17 protein-coding genes are annotated in these 21,586 nt (G+C 46.6%); 4 read left to right on the forward strand and 13 right to left on the reverse strand.

Annotated features, from left to right (window positions below; genetic code table 11):
• Positions 1-196 precede the first annotated feature (196 nt).
• The 8 genes from AWB54_RS00005 to AWB54_RS00040 form a co-directional block, all read right to left on the reverse strand.
• On the reverse strand, positions 197-1,405 hold the full coding sequence (locus AWB54_RS00005; RefSeq protein ID WP_061212602.1) for a thiolase family protein: 1,209 nt from the start codon (positions 1,403-1,405) through the stop codon (positions 197-199).
• 76 nt (positions 1,406-1,481) lie between these two features.
• Positions 1,482-2,330, reverse strand: a complete 849-nt coding sequence (locus tag AWB54_RS00010) for a 3-hydroxyacyl-CoA dehydrogenase family protein (protein ID WP_153014621.1) — start codon at positions 2,328-2,330, stop codon at positions 1,482-1,484.
• A 744-nt stretch (positions 2,331-3,074) separates the two neighbouring features.
• Positions 3,075-4,823: a sigma 54-interacting transcriptional regulator gene (locus AWB54_RS00015; RefSeq protein WP_082735915.1), complete on the reverse strand. Its 1,749-nt coding sequence runs from the start codon at positions 4,821-4,823 to the stop codon at positions 3,075-3,077.
• Positions 4,824-5,039: 216 nt separating this feature from the next.
• A complete protein-coding gene (locus tag AWB54_RS00020; RefSeq protein ID WP_061212603.1) occupies positions 5,040-5,948 on the reverse strand; it encodes a bifunctional cobalt-precorrin-7 (C(5))-methyltransferase/cobalt-precorrin-6B (C(15))-methyltransferase in 909 nt (302 codons plus the stop codon).
• 70 nt (positions 5,949-6,018) lie between these two features.
• On the reverse strand, positions 6,019-6,957 hold the full coding sequence (locus AWB54_RS00025) for a thiamine pyrophosphate-dependent enzyme (RefSeq protein WP_061212604.1): 939 nt from the start codon (positions 6,955-6,957) through the stop codon (positions 6,019-6,021).
• Complete coding sequence (gene porA / locus AWB54_RS00030) at positions 6,954-8,147, reverse strand: pyruvate ferredoxin oxidoreductase (RefSeq protein ID WP_061212605.1); 1,194 nt, start codon at positions 8,145-8,147, stop codon at positions 6,954-6,956. The genes AWB54_RS00025 and porA overlap by 4 nt, the downstream gene beginning before the upstream one ends.
• Complete coding sequence (locus AWB54_RS00035; RefSeq protein WP_061212606.1) at positions 8,144-8,452, reverse strand: 4Fe-4S binding protein; 309 nt, start codon at positions 8,450-8,452, stop codon at positions 8,144-8,146. Before AWB54_RS00035 ends, porA begins: the two co-directional genes overlap by 4 nt.
• Positions 8,449-9,033 carry a 2-oxoacid:acceptor oxidoreductase family protein gene (locus AWB54_RS00040; protein ID WP_061212607.1) on the reverse strand — a complete coding sequence of 195 codons (585 nt, stop codon included), beginning with the start codon at positions 9,031-9,033 and terminating at the stop codon, positions 8,449-8,451. The genes AWB54_RS00035 and AWB54_RS00040 overlap by 4 nt, the downstream gene beginning before the upstream one ends.
• A 546-nt stretch (positions 9,034-9,579) precedes the next feature.
• Here AWB54_RS00040 and AWB54_RS00045 point away from each other — a divergent pair.
• Positions 9,580-9,783, forward strand: a complete 204-nt coding sequence (locus tag AWB54_RS00045) for a glutaredoxin family protein (RefSeq protein WP_061212608.1) — start codon at positions 9,580-9,582, stop codon at positions 9,781-9,783.
• A gap of 256 nt (positions 9,784-10,039) precedes the next feature.
• On the opposite strand, the gene AWB54_RS00050 is transcribed toward AWB54_RS00045, so the two are convergent.
• The 3 genes from AWB54_RS00050 to AWB54_RS00060 all read right to left on the reverse strand — a co-directional run bounded on the left by AWB54_RS00050 (position 10,040) and on the right by AWB54_RS00060 (position 12,964).
• Positions 10,040-10,927 carry a DegV family protein gene (locus AWB54_RS00050; RefSeq protein WP_061212609.1) on the reverse strand — a complete coding sequence of 296 codons (888 nt, stop codon included), beginning with the start codon at positions 10,925-10,927 and terminating at the stop codon, positions 10,040-10,042.
• A 543-nt stretch (positions 10,928-11,470) separates the two neighbouring features.
• Entirely contained in the window at positions 11,471-11,935 is a 465-nt protein-coding gene (locus tag AWB54_RS00055; protein ID WP_153014622.1) for a hypothetical protein, read from the reverse strand.
• A gap of 54 nt (positions 11,936-11,989) precedes the next feature.
• A complete protein-coding gene (locus AWB54_RS00060) occupies positions 11,990-12,964 on the reverse strand; it encodes a DUF3089 domain-containing protein (protein WP_061212611.1) in 975 nt (324 codons plus the stop codon).
• A gap of 89 nt (positions 12,965-13,053) precedes the next feature.
• Between AWB54_RS00060 and AWB54_RS15830 the strand changes: the two genes are divergently transcribed.
• Entirely contained in the window at positions 13,054-13,194 is a 141-nt protein-coding gene (locus tag AWB54_RS15830; protein ID WP_160328880.1) for a hypothetical protein, read from the forward strand.
• A 20-nt stretch (positions 13,195-13,214) separates the two neighbouring features.
• Here the strand turns inward: AWB54_RS15830 and AWB54_RS00065 are convergent, their stop codons facing one another.
• Positions 13,215-15,164: a 5'-nucleotidase C-terminal domain-containing protein gene (locus AWB54_RS00065; protein ID WP_061212612.1), complete on the reverse strand. Its 1,950-nt coding sequence runs from the start codon at positions 15,162-15,164 to the stop codon at positions 13,215-13,217.
• A 634-nt stretch (positions 15,165-15,798) separates the two neighbouring features.
• Between AWB54_RS00065 and AWB54_RS00075 the strand changes: the two genes are divergently transcribed.
• Positions 15,799-16,233, forward strand: a complete 435-nt coding sequence (locus AWB54_RS00075) for a DUF6978 family protein (protein WP_061212614.1) — start codon at positions 15,799-15,801, stop codon at positions 16,231-16,233.
• A 19-nt stretch (positions 16,234-16,252) separates the two neighbouring features.
• Positions 16,253-17,029 (forward strand): DUF1828 domain-containing protein, encoded by a 777-nt coding sequence (locus AWB54_RS00080; RefSeq protein WP_082735918.1) that lies wholly within the window; start codon positions 16,253-16,255, stop codon positions 17,027-17,029.
• Positions 17,030-17,082: 53 nt separating this feature from the next.
• Here the strand turns inward: AWB54_RS00080 and AWB54_RS00085 are convergent, their stop codons facing one another.
• A complete protein-coding gene (locus AWB54_RS00085) occupies positions 17,083-21,444 on the reverse strand; it encodes an S-layer homology domain-containing protein (RefSeq protein ID WP_061212616.1) in 4,362 nt (1,453 codons plus the stop codon).
• Between the last annotated feature and the right edge of the window lie 142 nt (positions 21,445-21,586).

The following is a 21,586-nucleotide window of genomic DNA, read 5'->3' on the forward strand; positions in this document are numbered from 1 at the left end:
ACAAATTCCCCATACTGCACCAGGTCACCTGATTTAACTACTTTCATGGCTTCTTCGACGGGTAGCAGTTTGCGTTTATATTCCATGCTGTAATCCATCTTAGGGTAATTCCTCCTTACTGGCATATATAACTTTAAAAGCGTAGGTGATGGCGGTGCAAACCATCACCTACAAGGGAAATATTAAAGTAAAGCTATTAGATTTCGCGGGTCCACAAAGAGGCCATGGCCGGTCCGGTTCCTACGCAGGTAGAAGCCCCGCCTTTGCTAAGGCCGAGTCTTTCCAGTTCGTAGTATAAAGAAACCACGATACGCAGTCCGGTTGAGCCAATAGGATGTCCCAAAGCAATACCTGATCCATTATGATTTACTTTATCCATAGAGAGGTCCATGCCATATTTTTCTTTCAGGCGAATTTTGCAGCCTATGAACTGAGGTGCAAACGCCTCATGCAGTTCCCAATAATCCACATCATCGAATTTCCAACCAGCTTTTTCGAGTGCTACCGGAATCGCTTCCGCCGGTCCGATCCCCATGATCTGGGGATCAACCCCAACCCCAACCGAAGCGACCAGTTTCATAAGCGGTGTTATTCCCAGTTCCGCAGCTTTTTGTTTGGACATGATAACAGCGGCGGAGGCACCGTCATTGATGCCGGATGCATTGGCAGCGGTTACTACACCCCCATCTTTTTTAAATGCTGCTTTAAGCCTGCCCACGCTTTCCATGCTGCAATCACGAATAGGATGTTCGTCTGTTTCAATAATTGTTATACCTTTTTTAGTTTTAATTTCAACCGGAACGATTTCCCGCTTGAAAATGCCATTATCAGTTGCATTTATAGCATTGGTATGGCTTCTAACCGCTAACTCGTCACACTGTTCGCGAGTAATGTTATATAAAACTGCAACGTTTTCCGCGGTCATTCCCATATGTCCCGGAACCAATGAATCGACCAATGCATCATGGGTTAAGGAATCGATCTGTTTGGCATCGCCCATTCTGGCCCCGGTTCTGGCACTGGGAACCATATAGGGAGCCTGGGTCATGTTTTCCACCCCGACAATCAGCGCGATATCTGTCACTCCCAGCATAATGTTGCGACTGGCAATTTCCAACGCTCTCATGCTAGAGGTACAGTTCTGATTTACAACACAGGCATTACTACGCTCAGGAAGCCCGCAGGCCAAACCAACAATACGTGCGGGCAGCGATTTCTGCAAGCCCTGGTAAACTTGCCCCATTACAATTTCATCAATAATCTCAGCTGGAATCCCTGCTCTCTTGATGGCTTCCTTACCTGCCGTTACTGCCAAATCCTTGGCCGGCACATCTTTAAATTGGCCCAGAAACTTACCTATAGGAGTTCTACAAGCACTTACCATTACAACCTCATTCAATCCCATAATTTAATACCTCCAATTATTTTTCTCAATAATTATTTATCTTGAAATACCGCTTTACTTTTCTTTAGAAATGCTATTAATAGTTATAAAAACCTTTCTTGGTCTTCATCCCCAACCAACCAGCACGAACATACTGTTTTAGCAAACCGGAAGGACGATACTTGGGGTCTCCGGTTTCGTTATATAAGGTATTCATAACCGCCAGGCTTATATCAGCACCTACCAGATCACAGAGAGTAAGCGGTCCCATGGGCCATCCGGCGCCAAATTTCATAGCTGTATCAATGTCTTCGGCAGTAGCCAGTCCCTCATAAAGGATGGCACAACCTTCATTAATTGCCGGAACCAGGATGCGGTTAACCACAAAGCCGGGTCCTTCTTTAACTTTTACCGGTTTTTTGCCAATCTCAATAGATAGGTCAACCACGGTTTGCACAGTTTCTTCCGAGGTCTGCAGAGCAGGAATAACCTCGACTAATTTCATAACATTGGCCGGGTTGAAGAAATGCATTCCGACAACCTTGTCCGGTCTTTTGGTAATAGCCGCTATTTCCGTGATGGAAAGGGAGGAAGTATTAGTAGCGATTATAACTTCAGGGGCCAGCAAAGCATCTAATTTGGTGTAAACGTCTTTTTTGACGTCCATGTTTTCAAAAACGCCTTCAACTATAAAATCAACATCTTTCAGGTCTTCGAATTTGTCTGTTCCGAAAATATTACCCACTATAGTATCCTTTGTGCCGGGAGCAGCTTTCCCTTTTTCTTCTGCTCTGGCCAGACTCTTCCCAATGGAGCTTATAGCTCTATCAGCAAACTCTTTTTTAATATCATAAAGTACGACTTTCTTGCCTGCAGAAGCAAGAGCCCAGGCTATACCCTGTCCCATTGTACCAGCACCGAGCATTCCAATTTTGTTAATAGCCATTAAGATAGTACCTCCTCATCGAATAAACTACAGAGACCTTAAAATTTCTCACCTCCTTAGTAAATAACTCCAGATATCTAAATAAAGATCTAAGAGAAATAACTATAGTTGATTCCACTGCAAAAAGTAATAATTATGCATTAGCTTGCATAAATATTCCGCTCCAGCGTCCTTAATAGCGACCGAAGGGAGCATCAGTTGTGCCCGACAGGGCGCTACGCATGGGCAACACCAACGGCTTGTCTCGCGGCTCAAGGGGTACCGCGCCAATCTCCCGTCCATGGGAGGCAACCTTAATAGTGACACCCGTAGGGTGGAACACTAGGCGTACCCGAAGGGTGAAGGGTGTAGCATCCATGCTTCGCCAACGCTCGCTTTGCATATTTATGCAACCCCATGCAACAAAAAGGGTTTTTTGCAGTAGAGTCATAGTTGTAAAAAAAAATAGTCTGAATCTATCTCATCAGACTATTAAGCAAAAAGCGTGCCAACTTTCATGCGAATCGTAAAACTTCGGGCATTAGGCGTTTTGTCCAAGTCCTGCCCTCTACCCATTATTCCCCATCGTCTTATAATGCAACTGCTGGCATAGCGTCTTTATTAAGTTATCGTCCAATTTTACGCCTTTAGAAAGTCGTATGGATTACCAACCATGTGGCTGTTTTTGCAACTCTCCATAATATATAAGCAGGTGAAATATGTTCCCGCTAAGCGGTCGCCTATTCACAAAATAGGCGATGGGTTCTAATTAAACAAACCGTATTTCCGCATTTTACTATATAAAACCGATTTGTTAAGACCCAATTCTTTGGCTGTCTGAGATTTATTATAGTTGGTTGATTTCAGCATTTGCTCTATCAGCTCTTTCTCCAATCTTTGCACCGAATCGTTCAAGGTGCTATGCTCGTTTTCATTAACTGCGGGGGGAAGTGCTTCCCCGGTTAACGAGGGGAAATGTTGTACCCCCAGGCGGGTAGCCTGCTTTAACGAAGCCAGGTTTATAGCCCGCTCCAGCAGGTTCTGCAGCTCCCGCACATTTCCCGGCCAATTATAATTTTGCAGCATATGCAGGGCTTCATTGGAAATATGCGTTACATTAGCATTAAGATGGGTATTGATACCAGCCATCAAATAACTAACGAGCAAGGGGATGTCTTCCATTCGTTCCCGCAAAGGAGGGATGTGCAAACGCACTACATTCAAACGGTAATAAAGGTCCTCCCGGAACTCTTGCTGAGCAACCATCTTTTCCAGATCGCGATTGCTGGCGGCAATTACTCTTACTTTTATGGCAATGGGAGTGGTGCCGCCCACCCTTTCAATCACCCGTTCTTGCAACACTGAGAGGATTTTGGTCTGCATACCTATAGGCATGTCGCCTATTTCATCCAGAAAGATGGTGCCTCCTTTGGCCAGCTCAAATTTTCCCGGCTTGCCGCCTTTTTTAGCCCCGGTGAAAGCCCCTTCCTCATAGCCAAAGAGCTCGGATTCCAGCAGGTTCTCGGGTAAAGCAGCACAATTGACCCGTACAAAAGGCCCCTCCTGTCCACCCTGGTTGTGTATGGACTGGGCTAACAATTCTTTGCCAGTTCCGCTTTCCCCGGTTATAAGGATGGTAGATCTGGTATGAGCTAATTGCTGGGCCATGGCTTTGACCATCGTAAACTCGGGATTAACTCCTATAAGATCATCAAATTGCCAGCGGGCTTGATAGAGCTGGCGAAACTCCTCCCTATAGTAATTGAGTTCTTTCGCTGTTTCTTGCAGTTTGTTTATAAGCATTTTAGCCTGGGACATATCCAAAAAAAGGCTTCTCCCTACCGCCCCGGTAATCTCGCCATCCTTTATAATGGGGGTTCTGGTAATAATGGTGTCGCGGCCATTAACGGTCCATATGTCAATTTTGTGTATATCACCGGTTCTTAAAACTTCCGGCAGCTTGGAATGGGGGGTTATCTCCAGTATATGTTTTCCCACCACATCTTCCTTTTTCATCCCCAATAAGTGCAGGTAAGTCTGGTTCATGAAAGTAATAATACCCGCTTTATCAACAATCACATATATGAGGTACGGACTCTGCACCAAGACCTCTGATACCGTTTCATACTCCTTTTCCATAGTTTGCAGCTTCTTCATGAGTATTTTCGCCCCGGCTTTATCCAGGAAAATAGTCTGCCCCACCGCCCCAATAACCTGCTCATCTTTAAGCAATGGATAGCGGGTGATGATCGTCTCCCGGTCATTAACCGACCACAGGTCAACCAGATCGCTTTTCCCGCTGCGCAGGACCTCAGGCAATTTGGAATGGGGCGTAACCTCAAGAATATGCTTTCCCATTACTTCGTCTTTGTCTTTGTGCAGCCATTCCAGGTAGGCTTGATTGATAAAGCGAATTATGCCATGCTCATCAACAACAATACAGGCCATAAGAGGATTAGCCAGTATAGCCTCCGATACTTTATAAAGATTAAAACTATCAACGGATTTAGACATGGGTCAGATGCCTCCTGTTGCAAATAAGTTCATAAATACATTATATCTAAACTTGATGAGTTGCAAAATACTACACATAATGGTTTAGGAAATAGAAGCATAAAAAGACCCTTCCGGGTCTTGTATGGAGTAAATACACGCTGTTTTTCTGGTTGGAGGCGGGGTTATGCTGGGTGGAAAGCAGCGACCTTCACCGGCAGTAACTCTACTCTGATACTAACCTTTAACCCTTTTGCCGGAGATCAGCCAGGGAGCTGGAAATGGCTCCATCATTTTTTTGCTATTGACTCGCGATACCGCTACATGGATGGCTTCAGTTCGCTCCAGGCCGTTTTCCCGAAATAAAGCAGGCAGGGACATTAGAACTTCGAAGTCCAGGGTATAGATCACAAAATCCATAAGGGGATTGATGGACAGCAGAGTCTTTATTTCGCTGCCTATCCTGGGAGAACCCACTATAAAGGCTATATCCGGCACCGGCAGCTTATCCGGGATGCCATTTCCCAGAGACTCAACGATGGTTACGTTGTTCAGGCCAAATTTCTTAACATTTTCTTGCATGGTATTCCGGTCCCAGCGGTCATATTCCACAGCAATGACACTGCCCTCAGCAGCAATCATGGCGGCCTCCACCGCGATGCTTTCACCTGAGATTATACATATATTATCCTGGTCCCCCAGATTGAGCTTATTCATTATAACCGCCCGGACTTCCCGGCACACGTACTGCACCGAGCCGCAGGAGAAACGGCTGTTCTCCATACCTATATGATAATTCGTGGCAGCGTCAGGATTCAGAATCAACATAGCTGCAGAGGCATTGATACCGCGATTAATCATATCTGAGACCTTGTCGTGCTTGATCTCGCCGGATGGATCTGAGCCCTCATTGTACCAGATATCACAGTCCCCCAGTTCTGCATTCCACATGTCGTAGAAGATATCCGGATGTCCGGCATCCGTAAAAACCAGCACTGCCCGGTTGCTCATAACGGTTGGAATCAAGTTCTTATTCTTCCCGGTAATGTCCAGCATCTTCAGTTTTGCCAGGTTGATCGGGGCATTCCGGGAAAAATATTGAAGCCAGGATAAAATGACTTCATTAGTAAACATGGTTTGTTCCACAGGCAAAACCTCCTTTATTTACAGCTATCATAGCATATTTTTTGGATTTACTCCCATTCCCTGCAGAGATTTAAGCACCGCTGTGCTCCAGCAAGCGTTCCCATTTTTGATCCACATAGCTCTGCGCTTCTTCAATCATCCACTCATTGCCTTGCCGGAACATATGGCGGAATCTGCCCTGAGGGCGGAGAAAGTCTTCCACAGGCAGCTTTTTCTTGGGCATATAGCTCAAACGCCATACTCCCTCCTCTACTTCGTAAAGGGGCCAGACGCAGGTATCCACCGCCAGCTTAATGATCTCCGCCAGCATAGCCATGGGGTAGTCCCATCCGCGAGGACAAGGAGATAATACGTTCAAAAAGCAAGGACCCTCAGTATAAATGGCTTTATAAGATTTGCTGTGCAGATCCCGGAAATTGCCTATGGGGGCAGTCTGAGCCACATAGGGGATATTATGAGCAACCAAAATCTCCGTCAGATCTTTTTTATTCTGTTTCTTACCCTGCCCCACAGAACCTACAGGCGTGGTAGTCGTGCGGGCAAAACGAGGCGTTGAAGATGAACGCTGGATTCCGGTATTCATATAAGCCTCGTTGTCATAGCAAACATAGACCATGTCATGACCGCGTTCCATGGCTCCTGACAGGGATTGAAACCCGATATCATAGGTGCCGCCGTCACCGGCAAAAGTAATGAACTTGACGGTTCCTTCCACCTTGCCGCGGCGTTTCAAAGCATTATATGCTGCTTCCACTCCGGAACAGGTAGCTGCGGAGTTCTCAAAAGCAGAATGAATATAGCTGTCCATATAGGCAGTGTAAGGATACATAAAGGTGGAAACCTGCAGACAGCTGGTAGCGTTAACCACCACTGCCCGGTCCTCTCTATCCAGGGCACGCAGAACCCCTGACACAACTACCCCGGTGCTACAGCCGGCACAGAGCCGGTGCCCTCCGGTGAGACGGATCGGCTTTTCTACTTCCCGTTTCAGGTTATATACCGTACTCATACTGTCTCCTCCTCCCTTGACCTCTGTCCCATATGGGTATATGCCGGGTGGGTTTCACCGGTCACAGCAATATCCGCCAGCCGGCCGAAGACTTTTTCAATATCCTCGGTCCTTACATCACGGCCGCCCAGACCATAAACGATATTAATCAGATAGGGGCGTTCCTTCAGATTATACAAAGCGCTGCAAGTCTCGGCAAATAAAGGACCTCCGTTGGCTGAAAAGCCTTCCGACTTATCCATAACGGCTACGGCTTTAGTGCCCGCCAACGCCCGCGCCAGTTCCTCGCCAGGGAAAGGACGGAAAACTCTGATTTTAACCAGCCCTGCCTTTACTCCATCCTCCCGCAGCTTGTCGATAGCTGCTTTGGCTGTTCCGGCAGTGGAGCCGATTAGAACCAGAGCCAGCTGGGCATCCTCCATCCTATATTCTTCAAACAGGCCGTAGCGCCGGCCGGAAATCTTTTCAAACTCTGCGGCTACCTCCAGTATGCGGGATTTGGCCGCCTTCATGGCCTCAGCCTCCTGAACCTTGTGTTCCATATAATAGGCACTCACATCATATGGTCCTACCGCCAGCGGATTTTCTTTTTTCAGCAGGTAGTGTTCAGGGTTGTATTCCCCGATAAACTTGCGTACCGCATCCGTCTCCAAAAGCTCTATATTCTCTACGGCATGACTGGTAATGAAGCCGTCCATACAGGTCATCACCGGCAAGCGTACACTTGGGGTTTCGCCGATAGGCATGGCCATTATAATATTATCGTAGGCCTCCTGGTTATTTTCGGCGTAGATTTGGATCCAGCCGCTATCACGGGCTCCCATAGAATCGGAGTAGTCGTGGTTTATGTTAATCGGTCCCGAAAGAGCCCGGTTGACACAGGCCAGGGTAATCGGCAGGCGGCATGAAGCCGCCACGTACAAAAGCTCGTACATCAGGGCCAGTCCGCAGGATGAAGTAGCACTAACAGCTCTGGCTCCTGCTGCTTGTGCCGCAATGCAGACAGACATCGAACTATGCTCGGACTCCACAGCTACATATTCAGTATTCACCTCGCCGTTGGCTACATAAGCGGCGAAGTATTCGGGAATTTCCGTGGAGGGAGTGATAGGAAAAGCTCCCATGACATCAGGATTTATCTGCTTCATGGCATAAGCTACAGCCTCGTTGCCGGAAAGGCGGCTGCTCATCTGGCCACACCCCCAATCATCATGGTAATCGCCGGGAAGGGACACACGTTCTCACAGACGCCGCAGCCCTTGCAGTACATATAGTCGAAGTCCAGACGTTTCCCGTCCTTCACCGGAATAGCGCTGTCCGGACAAAATGGAACACAAAGCATACAGTGTTTACAAGCTTCCTCGTGAAAAACGGGCGTGTTGGTCCGCCAGGTACCGGTATTGAAGGCCCGTGCGGTTCCTGCTTCGTAGATCTCCCCGCCGGGAGTCAGATCCTGCCAGGGGGTAAGCTCATTGATATCTTTCGCACGAATCATCCTAGCTGTACCTCCTCCATGGATTTTTTCAGGGTTGTCATATTCCCCTCAATAAGTTGGGGCTTGTCAGCAAATTTATGTTTAAAGGATTCTTCAATATTCGTCAAAAAGCGCCCGGTTTCCAAAACACCGCTTACCTTAACCGCTGCGGCCAGCATAGGAGTATTGGGGAGGTTTCTGCCCAGTATCTCTTCGGAAATGCTGCGGGCATCAATGGTACAGACTTTTCCGGTCCATCCCTGCAGCCGGGGGCGCATCTCCTGGGGAGAACTGGGAGTATTAATGATTATCGCACCGCCTTCTTTCAGTCCTCCGGTAACGTCGACGCTGTCCAGCAGAGTTTCATCCACCACCACCACATAATCCGGATAGTAAATGTTGGAATGGATGGTACAGCGTTTTTCACTGATGCGATTATAAGCCGTAATAGGGGCTCCCATACGTTCTGGTCCATACTCCGGGAATCCCTGCACGAATTTTCCTTCCAAACCAGCCACATCCGCCAGCAGCAGGCAGGCCATCTTGGCACCCTGTCCGCCCCGGCCGTGCCAGCGGATTTCTACCATATCATTGCTTGCCATTGCTCTTTCCTCCAATCATTATGATTGATAAAATTGAATAAAACTAAAAAGGCTTTCGTCCCATAAAGGGACGAAAGCCAGAAAGACATTCGCTATACCACCCATTAGTACGACATACCATCATATGCGTTCCCGGTGACGGGGGAAAACCGTCGGAGCCTACTGGATAATTCGTTCGGTCCGCAGCTCAGGAGTGATTTTCGGGTTCAGACTACTGGTACCGGGCTTGCACCGTCCCCGGCTCGCTAAAACGTTCACCTTGAAACGTACTCTCTCCGTCAATGCCTTTGAATATTAAATTATAAATAAATATACAGATTTAACCGTGTTTTGTCAATCACTGTATACATTGAATTAGCTTTAATGAAAAGGAATAGTATGATTCCCGATCAGGCTGGCATTCGAAGATCAGCGTAGGGACATGCTATCTTGGATGGTATAATAAAATAGAATAAGAAAGCAACAAGAATACCTCTTGTTTCCTTCGGGAAACACATCGAAGGACGGATAACTACTACTGGTACTGCTAGGGAGGTGACAAACTCATTGATTATTTACACGAAAACCGGCTGCCCTTACTGTGAGGGAGCAAAGCGGCATTTTACCGCCCAGGGAATCCAATTCGAGGAAGTTAATCTATCGGTTCACCGGGAAAGAATCCAAGAGATCAAGCAACTCACAAACAACACCATGGTTCCGGTCATAGTGGATAATGGACAGGTTACAGTTGGTTTCAACGGCGGAGGTTGAGGTGTGTAAATGACCGTCTGTAAGACGGCCGAAACCAGTGCTTTTTCAACCGGCAAACAGCCCAAATATGCCCGAAAGCCCAGGACTGCTGGGCTTTCTTTCGTATATAATTATATATTTAAAATTGACTCCACTGCAAAAACCCTTTTTGTTGCATAAGGGTTGCATGAATATACAAAACGAGCGTTGGCAGAGGTGAAGGCAGGCGGTCGAAGACCGCCCTTTACAATGCCTTGCAGTTGCTATTAAGGTTCAATTAATCCTCCCGCTTGTCACCTAAAAAGAAAAGAGCCACAGTTCCAGGACCGGTATGAGAACCAATTACGGTACCAACACTATTTATCATTACACGCCCATTGAGTAAAGGAAATCTTTTCTCAACTAAATCAGCTACCTTACGTGCATCGTCATAACAAGCAGAATTAGATATAATGCACTTCCCTGAATAACTTATGCCATCTTTTGCATGTATCTCCATCATACGCACGATTTCTTTAATTACTTGTATTTTACCATGAATCTTCTTGCGAGGAATAAGTTTTCCTTCATAGTTCATATTTAACAGTGGGCAAATATTAAGCAAACTCCCCACAACCGCAGATGCAGCTGATATACGCCCGCCGCGTTTATAATGGGTAAGATCCGTAGAGAAAAACCAATGATGAAGATTAAGCTTATTTTTCTGAAGCCAATTATATACTTCTTCAAGTGTTTTTCCATTATCCCGCATATCCGCCGCCATGTCTGTAAGCAAGCCATATCCCGAGGATGCTCCCAGGGAATCTATAATCAGGATTTTTCTATCAGGGTATATCGATAAAAGCTGCTCTCTGGCAATATTTGCAGAATTATAGGCCCCCGATAAGCCAGAAGAAAAGGAAATGTGGAGAATGTCTTTTCCTTCCTTTAAAAAAGGGTCGAAAAAATCTATATATTGTCCCACATTTACCTGTGATGTTGTAGGCATTGAACCTGCGGCAATTCTACTATAAAATTCTTCGAAGGATATAGTTTCGCCCAAATCATCCAGATATTCCTGTCCGTCCAAAATATAATGAAAGCATACAAATGGAATATTTCTTATTTTAAAATAGTTATTAGGCATATCTGCTGTAGAGCAACAAGTTAAAACATAATTTATCATATCACACTCCCCCATACATCTTGTTAATTTAACATAAATAAAACGCCAAGTGTATTTGGTCCACAATGAAAGAAATTTACGCCTGGCACGTGTAACAAAGTTCCTTAAAATCATACATCTCTTCTTCAGTTCTTTTAACAAGGTCAATGTTCTCAGAAAAGCGGCCTTGAGTGGGTAATAAAAACTCTGTCGGGTTTTATGTCAGTCAAGTTATTTAGTTTATCCATAGTATAGCATTTTAGAACACTGGGAAAGGTACTCTTTGTATTTTTTCCCATCTTTATTTTAATCAAGAAAGGTCTTTCGCAGAAACTGGGCTCGCCTAATTCAAAGATTTATCATACCGATTCATTACTCTGTCCCAAATTATTGATGGCGGACGATCTGACCCGCCTGGCTTACACCATCAAACTGAGCCGCAAAACGCTGGGAATTATTTCATTTGGCTTTCCCGGGCATGAAAACGCCCCCCATTTTTTTCATTATGGAGGGCATTTATCATGACATAGAAAATCCAATCAAATTAGAACCATTTATCAAAAATCATGTTCTGTCCAAATGTCTTAGCTCTTCTTGAAATCTTTTTTCTTCCGGCAATAAATCAATAGCTCTGTAATACGCGTTTTTCACATCTCCCATAGGCGCTTTCAACCATTTCAGCACCCTCCCCAAATCACGCCATGCCCATGCATGACGCATAGGCGGGGCTTCCATTTGAATTACCCGTTCCAGTAAATCGCGGGCCTCCATTAATAAGCGACGATTTGTGTCCCGCCGGTAATTATCTTTTCCGCTTCTGTTAATCCACAAATTACGGGCGATATCTATTTTCGTTTGAGCAAACTCATGCAAAGCCCGCACATCGGAAAGAACTGAATCACCGGCCCGTTCAAAATAATTGTGTGCCATCTTTTGATTTCCTAATCGACGAGCTAAAATCGCTGCATCAAAAGCATCAGCCGATGACAATAAAGTCGGTAATTGTTTCATTAAGGCTATACCGGTCAATATGAAAGAACTCACAGGTAGATTGAGTTTTACTCACCCTGAGGTAAAGCATTCCTAGTCATGTGCTTCTATATATTTATCCACTCGAAGTGCTACATTTTGTTGGAGATTGCGGTAGAAAAACTGGTAATCATAGAGATGATATACGCCTTTTTCAAAAATATCCAATACGGGCGGGTAATCCTCGGGAGATACACCGGTTACTTTAAGGGTGCCCCGCTCCGGATCAAGATAGGCTCCGGTTAGAGCCGGGATTTCCTTCAAAATATCTCCCTCATAATCGGTAAAAACTGCGCCTAGATTTAACTCCGCCTCAGCATATTCGCCGGTAGTTTTCCAATTAAGGGGATTAATAGCCAGGGTTGAGCGGGGAACGAGCAGTGAAGTGTTAACCGATTCCGCTTCCGAATTAAAGCTGATTATAACGCCGGTATCGTCAGCCCCCCGGGCCATTTTTAAATACGGGTACTGAGCAACATCCTCTTCGGTAATTCGCCAGCCGATTAAATAGGCACCTACCAGAAGATCGTTATAGCTTTTATTTTGGAATAAATCCTTCATTAAACGCAAGAGCATTTCCGAACCCTGGCTAAAGCCTGCTAAAACCAAGGGCCGGCCATTATTGCATTCCTGCATATAGTATGCAAATGATTGCTTAACATCACTATAAGCCAATTGAAAATATGGTTCCGCTTCAGTTGAATCGAGGCTATAAGCATTCAACCCGGCCTGCCGATAGAAAGGCGCATATATACTGCAAACATTCTCATAAATCCCTTTTTCCATATTAAGCGCTCCCATAAAACTGGCTCGGGTCTTGGCATCGTTCATTTCCATATTAAATGAATTTTCCTCACCCATATAAACGGTGGGACAAATCAAAAAAACATCGGCACTTCTAAGCTGGCTGCTTTCCGGGAAAAATGCCCAGTTATTTTTATCCGCATATTGATTTGATGTTTGCGCGCTGCATCCGATTACGAGCGCAAAAATAATAAACAAAAGCAGGTATTTTAATTTTTTCAACAAAATCTATCCACCCTTTCCGCCGAGTGCCGGCATGGGAACAGTTCAACGAATTCCTGAAGCCAAGCAAGGACAACGGCGTTTTTGATGATATGGTCAAGCGCTGGATCACCGAGGGCAGCAGCGAACACGATATCGGGCTGAAGCTTATTCAGAGCCGCAGTGCCGGCAGCCGGTACAAATATGAAAACGGCAAGAACATCTTATCCATCAAGGTCAAGAGGACGGATTGACCCGGGACCCTTTACAATCGCTAAGCCGCCGGATCAAGAAGAGCCTTGCTATATTGATGTTTATTAAAAAAGGCTGCCGGTTGTGCTTCGACGCCGATGACCTGGAAACGATCGTCACCTTTGCAATCAAGGGTTTTAGTTTTCTTAATCGCTTCTATCAGCATGTCTCTGACAAAGCGGTGGGTATCGCTGGTGTTTCTCCCCTCCCGGAACATGTTGTAGCCATCCCCGCCTTCGGCCATGAAATCATTGGTGGCCACCCGGTAAGTCTTTTCCGGGTTTAACACACTGCCATCCGGCAGAGTAACTTTCGCTATACGTTGGCCGCTCAAGTCGTACGCAACCTTCATACCCGAATATTGTATGCTGCCGATATGGGGATTATTAATTCCATGCTGCAGAATTGACAGGACCTGGCTGCCCGGCAAATCCATCTGGATCAGGGTATTGTCGAAAGGAATCACTTCCCACAGCTTGCCGACGGTTATCTCCCCGGTCGGGATACTGGTTCTCAGCCCTCCGCCGTTTTGAAAAGCGAAGTCAGCATTGCTTTGCTGGCGCATAATATCCGTAACCCATTGACCCAGCACTGAAACTTGCTCTTTTTGATGCGCCAGATCTACAACGGCCTTGCCGATCACTTCGTTTTTGACCGCCGCTATTTCCTTTTGATCAGCATTAATCACCGCTTTTACCGCGGCGTCCTCGCTTAGACCGGGGGTGGGTAGATCGATTACGGAGGCAACGGCGGAGACAACTTTTTGGGTCCGGGGCGAATATTTCAGGGCAACTTTGCCGGCTGCCCGGCCGTTATAATAAGCCTGCACAACGGGTATCCCATTAATATAACCGGCCATTTTTTGATGAGTATGCCCGGTCAGCAGCGCATCCACACCGGTAATACCGTTGGCTAATTCCGTTACTTCACCGGTAATGTTGATATTATCCTTATCCAGGTATCCGCCCAAGTGCCCCAACACCAGGATTATTTGCGCGCCCTGGCGTTTTAGTTCCGGTACCAGGAGGTCAACGCTTGCTGCCGGTTCATTTATATTGTAACCAGCTATGATTTTGGGATTGACTTTGATAACTGTTTCTTTGGTGGTTAATCCGATAATCCCGATTTTTATCCCCTTTTTCTCTATCATAACCCAGGGTTTGGTACCGGGCAGATTCCCGCCGCTTTGCTTATCCGTTATATTGGCAGTCAGAATCGGAAATCGGGAAGCGGCAGCTTGCTCCTGCAATTTATCCAAACCCCAATCGAATTCGTGGTTGCCGATGGCCATAGCGTCAAAACCGATTTGGTTCATGGTTTCAACTACCGTTTTCCCGTACAGCAAGTTGGAATCAATACTGCCCTGGTACATATCCCCGGCGGATAAAACCAGGGTTCCATCAGGGTTTTTAGCTTTTTCATCCCGCAGCCATTTGCCCAATTTGGCCGCCCCCGGATTTTTGCCATCATCCAGGAGCGCCCCATGAAAATCGTTCACACTCAAAACATCCAGAGCAATCAAGTCCGGTTGGGCCGCCTCCAGGCCGCCCGGGTAAAGGTCAACGCTGGCCGTGGAAGCATCCCAGGCAGTGCGAATATTGTAAATATCAGCCACCGCTCGCAGGGGTACAAGCAGTACCCCATTTTTAATGGCCGGGGCAACCGGCAGTAAAATATCCCGGCCGTCTACCCTGGCTGCAGGATTACCGGAAACAAGCGTTAGAATGCTGCCAGGCAAGTAAACAGTTGCCGCACCGGTTTGCCGGTTCCAGGTTAGCTGAGCTCCCAAAGCTTCCACGAGCGGTCTTAAGGCAACTATACACCGGCTGTTTTCCAATACCGGGGCTTCTTGGAAATTAATTTCCCGGTTGTTTAACCGGACGCTGACAGGTCGCTCCGCCGCCAGAGCGGAACCCGCCGCCAGAAGGCCGATTAAAACTCCCAATATAAGCACCATAAATTTTCGCCGCATTTTATCACTCCCCAATTCATACATTTACAGGCTGAAATACCTGTTTCACGCCAGGTTCCCCATATCCCAACCATTCTTTTTTAACCTCCGCATCCTCTAATTACAGTACTTCGACCAACCAGCAGAAAATTCCTGTCTAATTCTGCTAAAATAAAGGATATATATGCCATATTAACGAAGATTAAAAGATGCCGCTTGTAGCTGCGGCCCCTTGGCGGAAGAGTACAAATTTTATAGCTTCATAACAAAGGGGAGGCAGAAGTAAATACTGTGATTTTCAGTTATTTGTCTCACTGCTTAAGCAGCCAGGCCACATTCCCGTACATAATTTTATCTTTGGCATCTTCCCGCAGCTGAATACCAAGTACCTCCATCATTTGGGAAAGTTTCCTAATGCAATACTGGCTGTTAATTCTTATAACGAACCTATAGGCTGGATACCCGAAGATTTTTACTATCAGGAAGACATTGCTCAAAGGCTTGATGACGGAACCATCGTAAAGGGTCAAATCAGCGCTATTTTAGGCGGCGAAGATGGGAAGAGTTTAGGGGTTAGGATTGATATTGCGAGATATACAAAGAAACGGTCTAAATAATTATTAACGTATATCAAGGGATTATAGGGGGTAATATTTTGTTATCAGAAATTGAACGTGATGAAATATATGGCGAACCTAAAGAAATTGATGGCGATACTATTATTTGGGAATCACGTGGCAATAAAGACAGATTTTACTTAAAAGTCCCGGTTAGAAGGGCAAATGGAGAAGAAATGCATTTAAGGGCATATTATGGTGCACGGAGATATAGTTTTGCGTTGTTATACAGAGGGACAATTCTTATAAGAAGATGGGATTTTGAACGTCACGAAAATCCCGGTCCAGATGGGAGCATATTTAATGGTGTTCCACATAAACATAAATGGACAGAAGAATATGGGGATGAGTGGGCTTATACTGTTGATGATGTTCCTGTTAATGATGTTGAATTAGCGTTAAAGGCCTTTTTGACAGAATGCAATATTTCTGTAATTGGGCCTACACAGCAATCACTTTTTAGTATATCCTAAATTAAAGAAAGGAGGGATTATGATGCTTGAAATGGGCGAAATATTTATCATTAACCAGTATATTAATTGGCTTGATAACTCATTTGTAAACAATACTGATGATAGTATAGGCGTCATAAAAACTCCTTATAAAAGACCGGACGGAGATTTTGTTAACCTTAGATTGCTTAAATTAGGTAACAAATATTACCTTACTGACAATGGGGAGACTTATGACTATTTATATATCTCAGGGATAGACTTACACTCTTCTTCCACTAATCGGGATAATTTAGTCAGAAGGACATTATTATCAAATGGGGTAAGCTTTTTAAATGATATTGAGTTATCAATTGAAATAAAAAGCACTGAAGAAATAGGTCCTGCTGTATCCAGATTAATTAGAGCAATTACCGGATTACAGTATTTAATTTACACTACACGTCCTGGTGGAATAAGGTATTTCAAGGAAAATGTAGCCAACTACTTTACTTCAAAGCGCATTAATTTTGAAGCTGATTATTATGTAACCGGTAAAGCACGTGAACATCGTTTTGATTTTTATATTCCCGGAAAATTATATCTCGTTAAGACATTATCCACAGAGAATATTGCATGGGCCAAACGTTTGGCAACTGAAACAATGTTCGAATTTGTGGATACTAAAGAAGTTACCCCTGATTATAAGGGTATTGCTTTAATTGATGATAATAAAATTGAAGTATGGCAAGGTGCTGCTCTCTCAATTTTAAAAGCCTATTCTGATTATGTGATCCCATGGAAGAAACGGGATGATTTAATGTCGCTTATATCATAACTTGGGAAGCAGGGGGAGCTGTAAGGTTTAATCCCCTGATACATGCTGACATTTTATTTTGAGAGCAGGCTGTAAAGCACCTGCGCCATTTCTGCTCTAGTGCTTGTACTTATCGGGGAAAGCTTCCCATCGCTACCGCTGACAGTCCCGGTTTCCACAAAAAGGCTCATGGCAGCCTTTGCCCAGGAAGCTATGTCACCTGCATCGCTGAAGTCAGAGAGGGTCTTCCCGGAATTGCCCTGGGGCAGCTTACCGATAATTTTTAGCACCTTATACAGCAAGGTAAACATTTCCTGACGGGTGATCTCCTTTTCCGGCATAAACAGGTTATTGCCTACACCCGCGGATATACCGAGCCGCTTTGCCGCAGCCAGGTAGCTGGTGTAATAACTGTTGCCGGCGTCTGCGAAGTTAACCTTAGTATTAAGATCTGGGGCTATGCCATATGATTTCATCAGCATGGCGATGAACTGGCCCCTGGTCAGCTTTACTTCCGGGCTGAAATTGCCACCTCCGGTGCCTGTCGTGATCTCCCTTGCAGCGATAAAACCTGCCGCCTTGCTGTACCATGCGCTTTCAGCCACATCCTTGAAGCTGACTTTGTTATAGCCCACGGCATACTGTGAGAAATGCCTGGTGTTGAAGCTGATCATTCCCGTTGCGGGATCATAGATACAATTGCTTACTGCTTCTAGCTCCCCGGACTCCTTGATACAGTAGATGACAATAGCGTCTGTATCCTCGCCTACTTTAGGGGTATAGGGCACGGATACCGATACATTCCCGCCAAACTGGGATATGGTCTTGCCCCTGCTGGTAACACCGAAATCGAACACCGGCCTGTCGCCCACCGTCCGCTGTGCTTCAGGCGAAAGAGAGGAGGCTTCTACTTTGGATGCCGTAATTTTCACATCACCTGTTGCTTCTCCGGAGAGGGTAGACAGGGTGTTGGCGTCAAGGGTAATAGAAGCAACCGGGGTGGATATGGTCAATGCGTCAATCCCGGCTTCCGCGGCCCGGCTTACCGCCTCTTTAGGGATGCTTGTTTCTGCGGTGGTGGCAGCTGCAGGAGCTTGCACCTTGATTTCAAGCCTGGCGGCAGTGCCTTCGCCTTGCTTTCTGGCTTCTTCCTTCGCTTTACTGATGGCATCGCTTACCTGTATGCGGCTAACTATGGCCGTTGCATAGCCGCGGCTGTCTACGGAAGCGGTAACTGTTGTGGCAGCCGTCGCGGTATTTCCTGCAATATTGGTCTCCGTTTTGGGTGTTTCCATAGGAGTACTTGTTCCTCCGCTGCCGCCGGATGAACCGCCGCCGGTACTGTTTTTACTCCATTGTGCGTATACCGTAATGGAATCGGTGACTGCCGTAGCTGCCGTAAAAGCGGTGCCGCTTCCGTTAGCTTGCGTATTCCAGCCAATGAAGGTGTAGCCTGATCTGGCAGGCGCCGTGGGCAGTGTGCCGACCTGAGCGCCTGAGATTACTTCTTGGGCCGCGGGGCTTGCTTCCGTATCTCCGCCATTCTGATCAAAGGTGACCGTATAGGTGACCGCCCTTCGAAAAGAGCCGGGCTTTGCCCAGACAGTGCTGCTTCCATCTGTAAAGGTGTAATAGTCTTCCTTGGTAGTGCTTTCCGTATGCTCGCTTTCCTCTACCGGCAAACTCTCCATCCGCAGGGGAGTGGCGGCGCTGATCTTGCCGTCAACGGTAACTTTCGCCCCCTCGGCCGGGTCAACCAGCTCCCATGCCGATGCATATATTCCCATGCCGCCTTGGCCTGATGAGGTCACGTTGCCTTGTATATGCACATCGGCTCCTGATGAGATAACAGCCGTGGCTTCTTCCCCCTTGGCAACGATATTGCCCTGCACGGTGACGGAAGCGCCGTGCCAAGCGTTTACTGCATAATCCGGTGCGGTGATACCGCCCTTGATTGCGACTTCACCCTTGCCTGCCGAAACAGCGGAAACGCCGCCGGTGACTGTAACACTTCCTTCAACGCTCAGAACTGCTTCCTCTGCGCCCAGGTATATCCCGCGGCTTTTTTCACCGGTTACCGTGACATCCCCCCCGATGAGGACGGACTGCAGTCCGCCACTCTCGGAATCTATATACACGCCATGAGAGGAAACACCCGTAACCTGCACATCGCCGCTGACTTTGATGTTGCTGCTGTCAAAGCACCCTACACCATAAGCGTTATCCCCGGCCACCGTGATACTGTCAACCGTCACAGCGCCGTCGCCCGTCGCATAAACCGCTTTGCTGCCACCAGCCGATGTCACCGCGTTCACTTTGACATTGCTGCCTGTACCCACATAGACACCGTAGGCGACGCCATCTCCGGCCATCACGTTTAATGCGCCCTCTCCTGTCAGTTTCAGCCGGCTGAAGTTATCAGCATAGACCGCAGCAATCTCGGCTGTGCTGCCCATGGGGTCAACGTTTGGCTGTGCCGTGTGGTCAGGCTGTACAGTCAGCGTATGTCCGTTCAGATCAATCGTTAAACTACAGCCGTTCAGCGTGATAGGCATGGAATAATCGATATTCGCCGTCAGTCTCAGATCTTGTGCATTCCAACTGCCGTCGGACACCTTCTCCAGCGCATCCGTCAAATCATTCGCGCTGCCTATCTCGCGTATCGTCACGGGTTCAGGCACGCCCTCTCCTGTGAGCTTGAGTATTTCCGGATCGGCCAGGGTAGATATTTCCTCATCTGTCCCTGCGTTTTCGATGATGGCGCAGCGGTACATCCAACCGTTCATTAAAGGTTCCAGCACGGGCAGGGTGTAGGTCGCGCCGGTTTCCCCCGCTATCTCCTCAAAGTCCTTGCCATCGCCCTTGGCGACAAACCACTGGTAGGTGGCACCGGCTTTTTCTTCCATGGAAAGAGTGATGCTGCCGGTATAGGGCAGTTCATATGAGCTGGCCATGCCGGAAATCATACCGGCGGTTTCACTTGTCGGAGGCCGATCGTTGGATTGTAAAGCGCCCTGATTTACAATCCCCCAGTACCTATTAACGCTAAAAAACTGTTCGCTTGAAATTTTCAAACTGTCATATCGCGATTTAGTATAACTGAAGTCTAAGCGCGCAAGAACCACAGTTTCATTCAATTTCCCTTTATCACTTACTACGTTAGTTCTCCATTGGAAATCAGTCGAATTTACACGTTTATAAACATAATAGTCTGTCGCAAACCTTGTTCCCTTGGGAAGGTGTTGCCCATTGTTGATAAAATTACCTTCTTTAGGATCGAAAAAAATGTCATATAAAGTCTTTTTACCGCCATAAGCTTTATAAATATCCTCAAAAAGGCCCCTCCATGGCTGCCAGGATATTAGTTCGCTGCCACCGTTACCCGGCCGTCTAACCGGATATTTTGTCCATATCATGCTTTGCATGTACTCAGTTGTTTCAAGTCTGTCCCGATAATAAAGATCTAAAGGAGTCATCTGGGCTACATAAAAGTTTTCGTAGAAAGCATACAGATCCTGTCCGGCCTTGGTGTCACGAAAAATGCGTATGTTCGAGTGCTCTACCACGGCACAGCGCTGATTCATATTCTTTACCTTTTCGGCGTTTGCCTTCAGCTCATTCAAGTTCCTCTGGGCCTGCAAGCGGATATTTTGTTCACTCAGACTGTCACCCTGGTGCGCTTCGATCACTTTCTCGCAGGCGATCTGGCCCATGCCATTGTATAAGGCGTAGACATTGATGATGTTATTCCGGTACTCCTTGCGCATATCGTAGCCCTGATGTTCCCAGTGGTTTAGGTGTCGTTCCAGTTTATCAAAAGCACCGAAGACATTATAACCACCGGTCAGCACCATCGTTATTCTATCGCCCAGGGCATTGGCGGCGGCGATAACCGTCATGCCGCGGGTATCAATATTCCTGTTTTTACCCCAATAGAGGTCTTGCATAAATAAATCCGTTAGCTCACCATCGTCAGCCAAATCCGTCTGATAACCACAGAGCTGATTGTATGGGGCGGTGTAATCGCTGAAGAATTCAGCGAAGCTATCCAAATTTCCCCGCAGCTCTTTCTCATCAAGCTTGCCGGATAGGGCCTTTATTTGGTTCTCAATGTTATCCAGTTTTCCCTTGATTTCTTGCAAAGCTTTGAGAATTCGAGCGCTATCCGAGCCGAATATGGCTGCAAACGACTCGTTGACGGTCTTCCCCGCAACTCCGGAGATGATCCCGCCCGCCAGTTTCTCAAGCGCCTTCATGCCCAAGGAAGTTCCCGGCTCTTCTGGTACAGACTGCAGCAAAGGAAGCTCGGTCAAGGCTTTGTTATTCTCTGTTGTCTCAATAACAATCTCATCTTCCGCCAGCGCCGTCAACGGCAGCTGCGTAATGGTTAAAGCCATTATAAGCAGCAGCGCCAAAAGCCTTTTAACTTTTCGCACTTTATCCCTCCTTTTTTTTATGTTTGAACATAACTATGTTTTCATGGAACCCTATTTCATAAATATGACCATTCCTTTCTTGAGGCACAAAACGTCATGAATAGACTTATCACTGCTCCCTGGGTGGTCTGAGCGTAATCTT

The organism is Syntrophomonas wolfei subsp. methylbutyratica, from assembly GCF_001570625.1.
Classification (GTDB): domain Bacteria; phylum Bacillota; class Syntrophomonadia; order Syntrophomonadales; family Syntrophomonadaceae; genus Syntrophomonas; species Syntrophomonas methylbutyratica.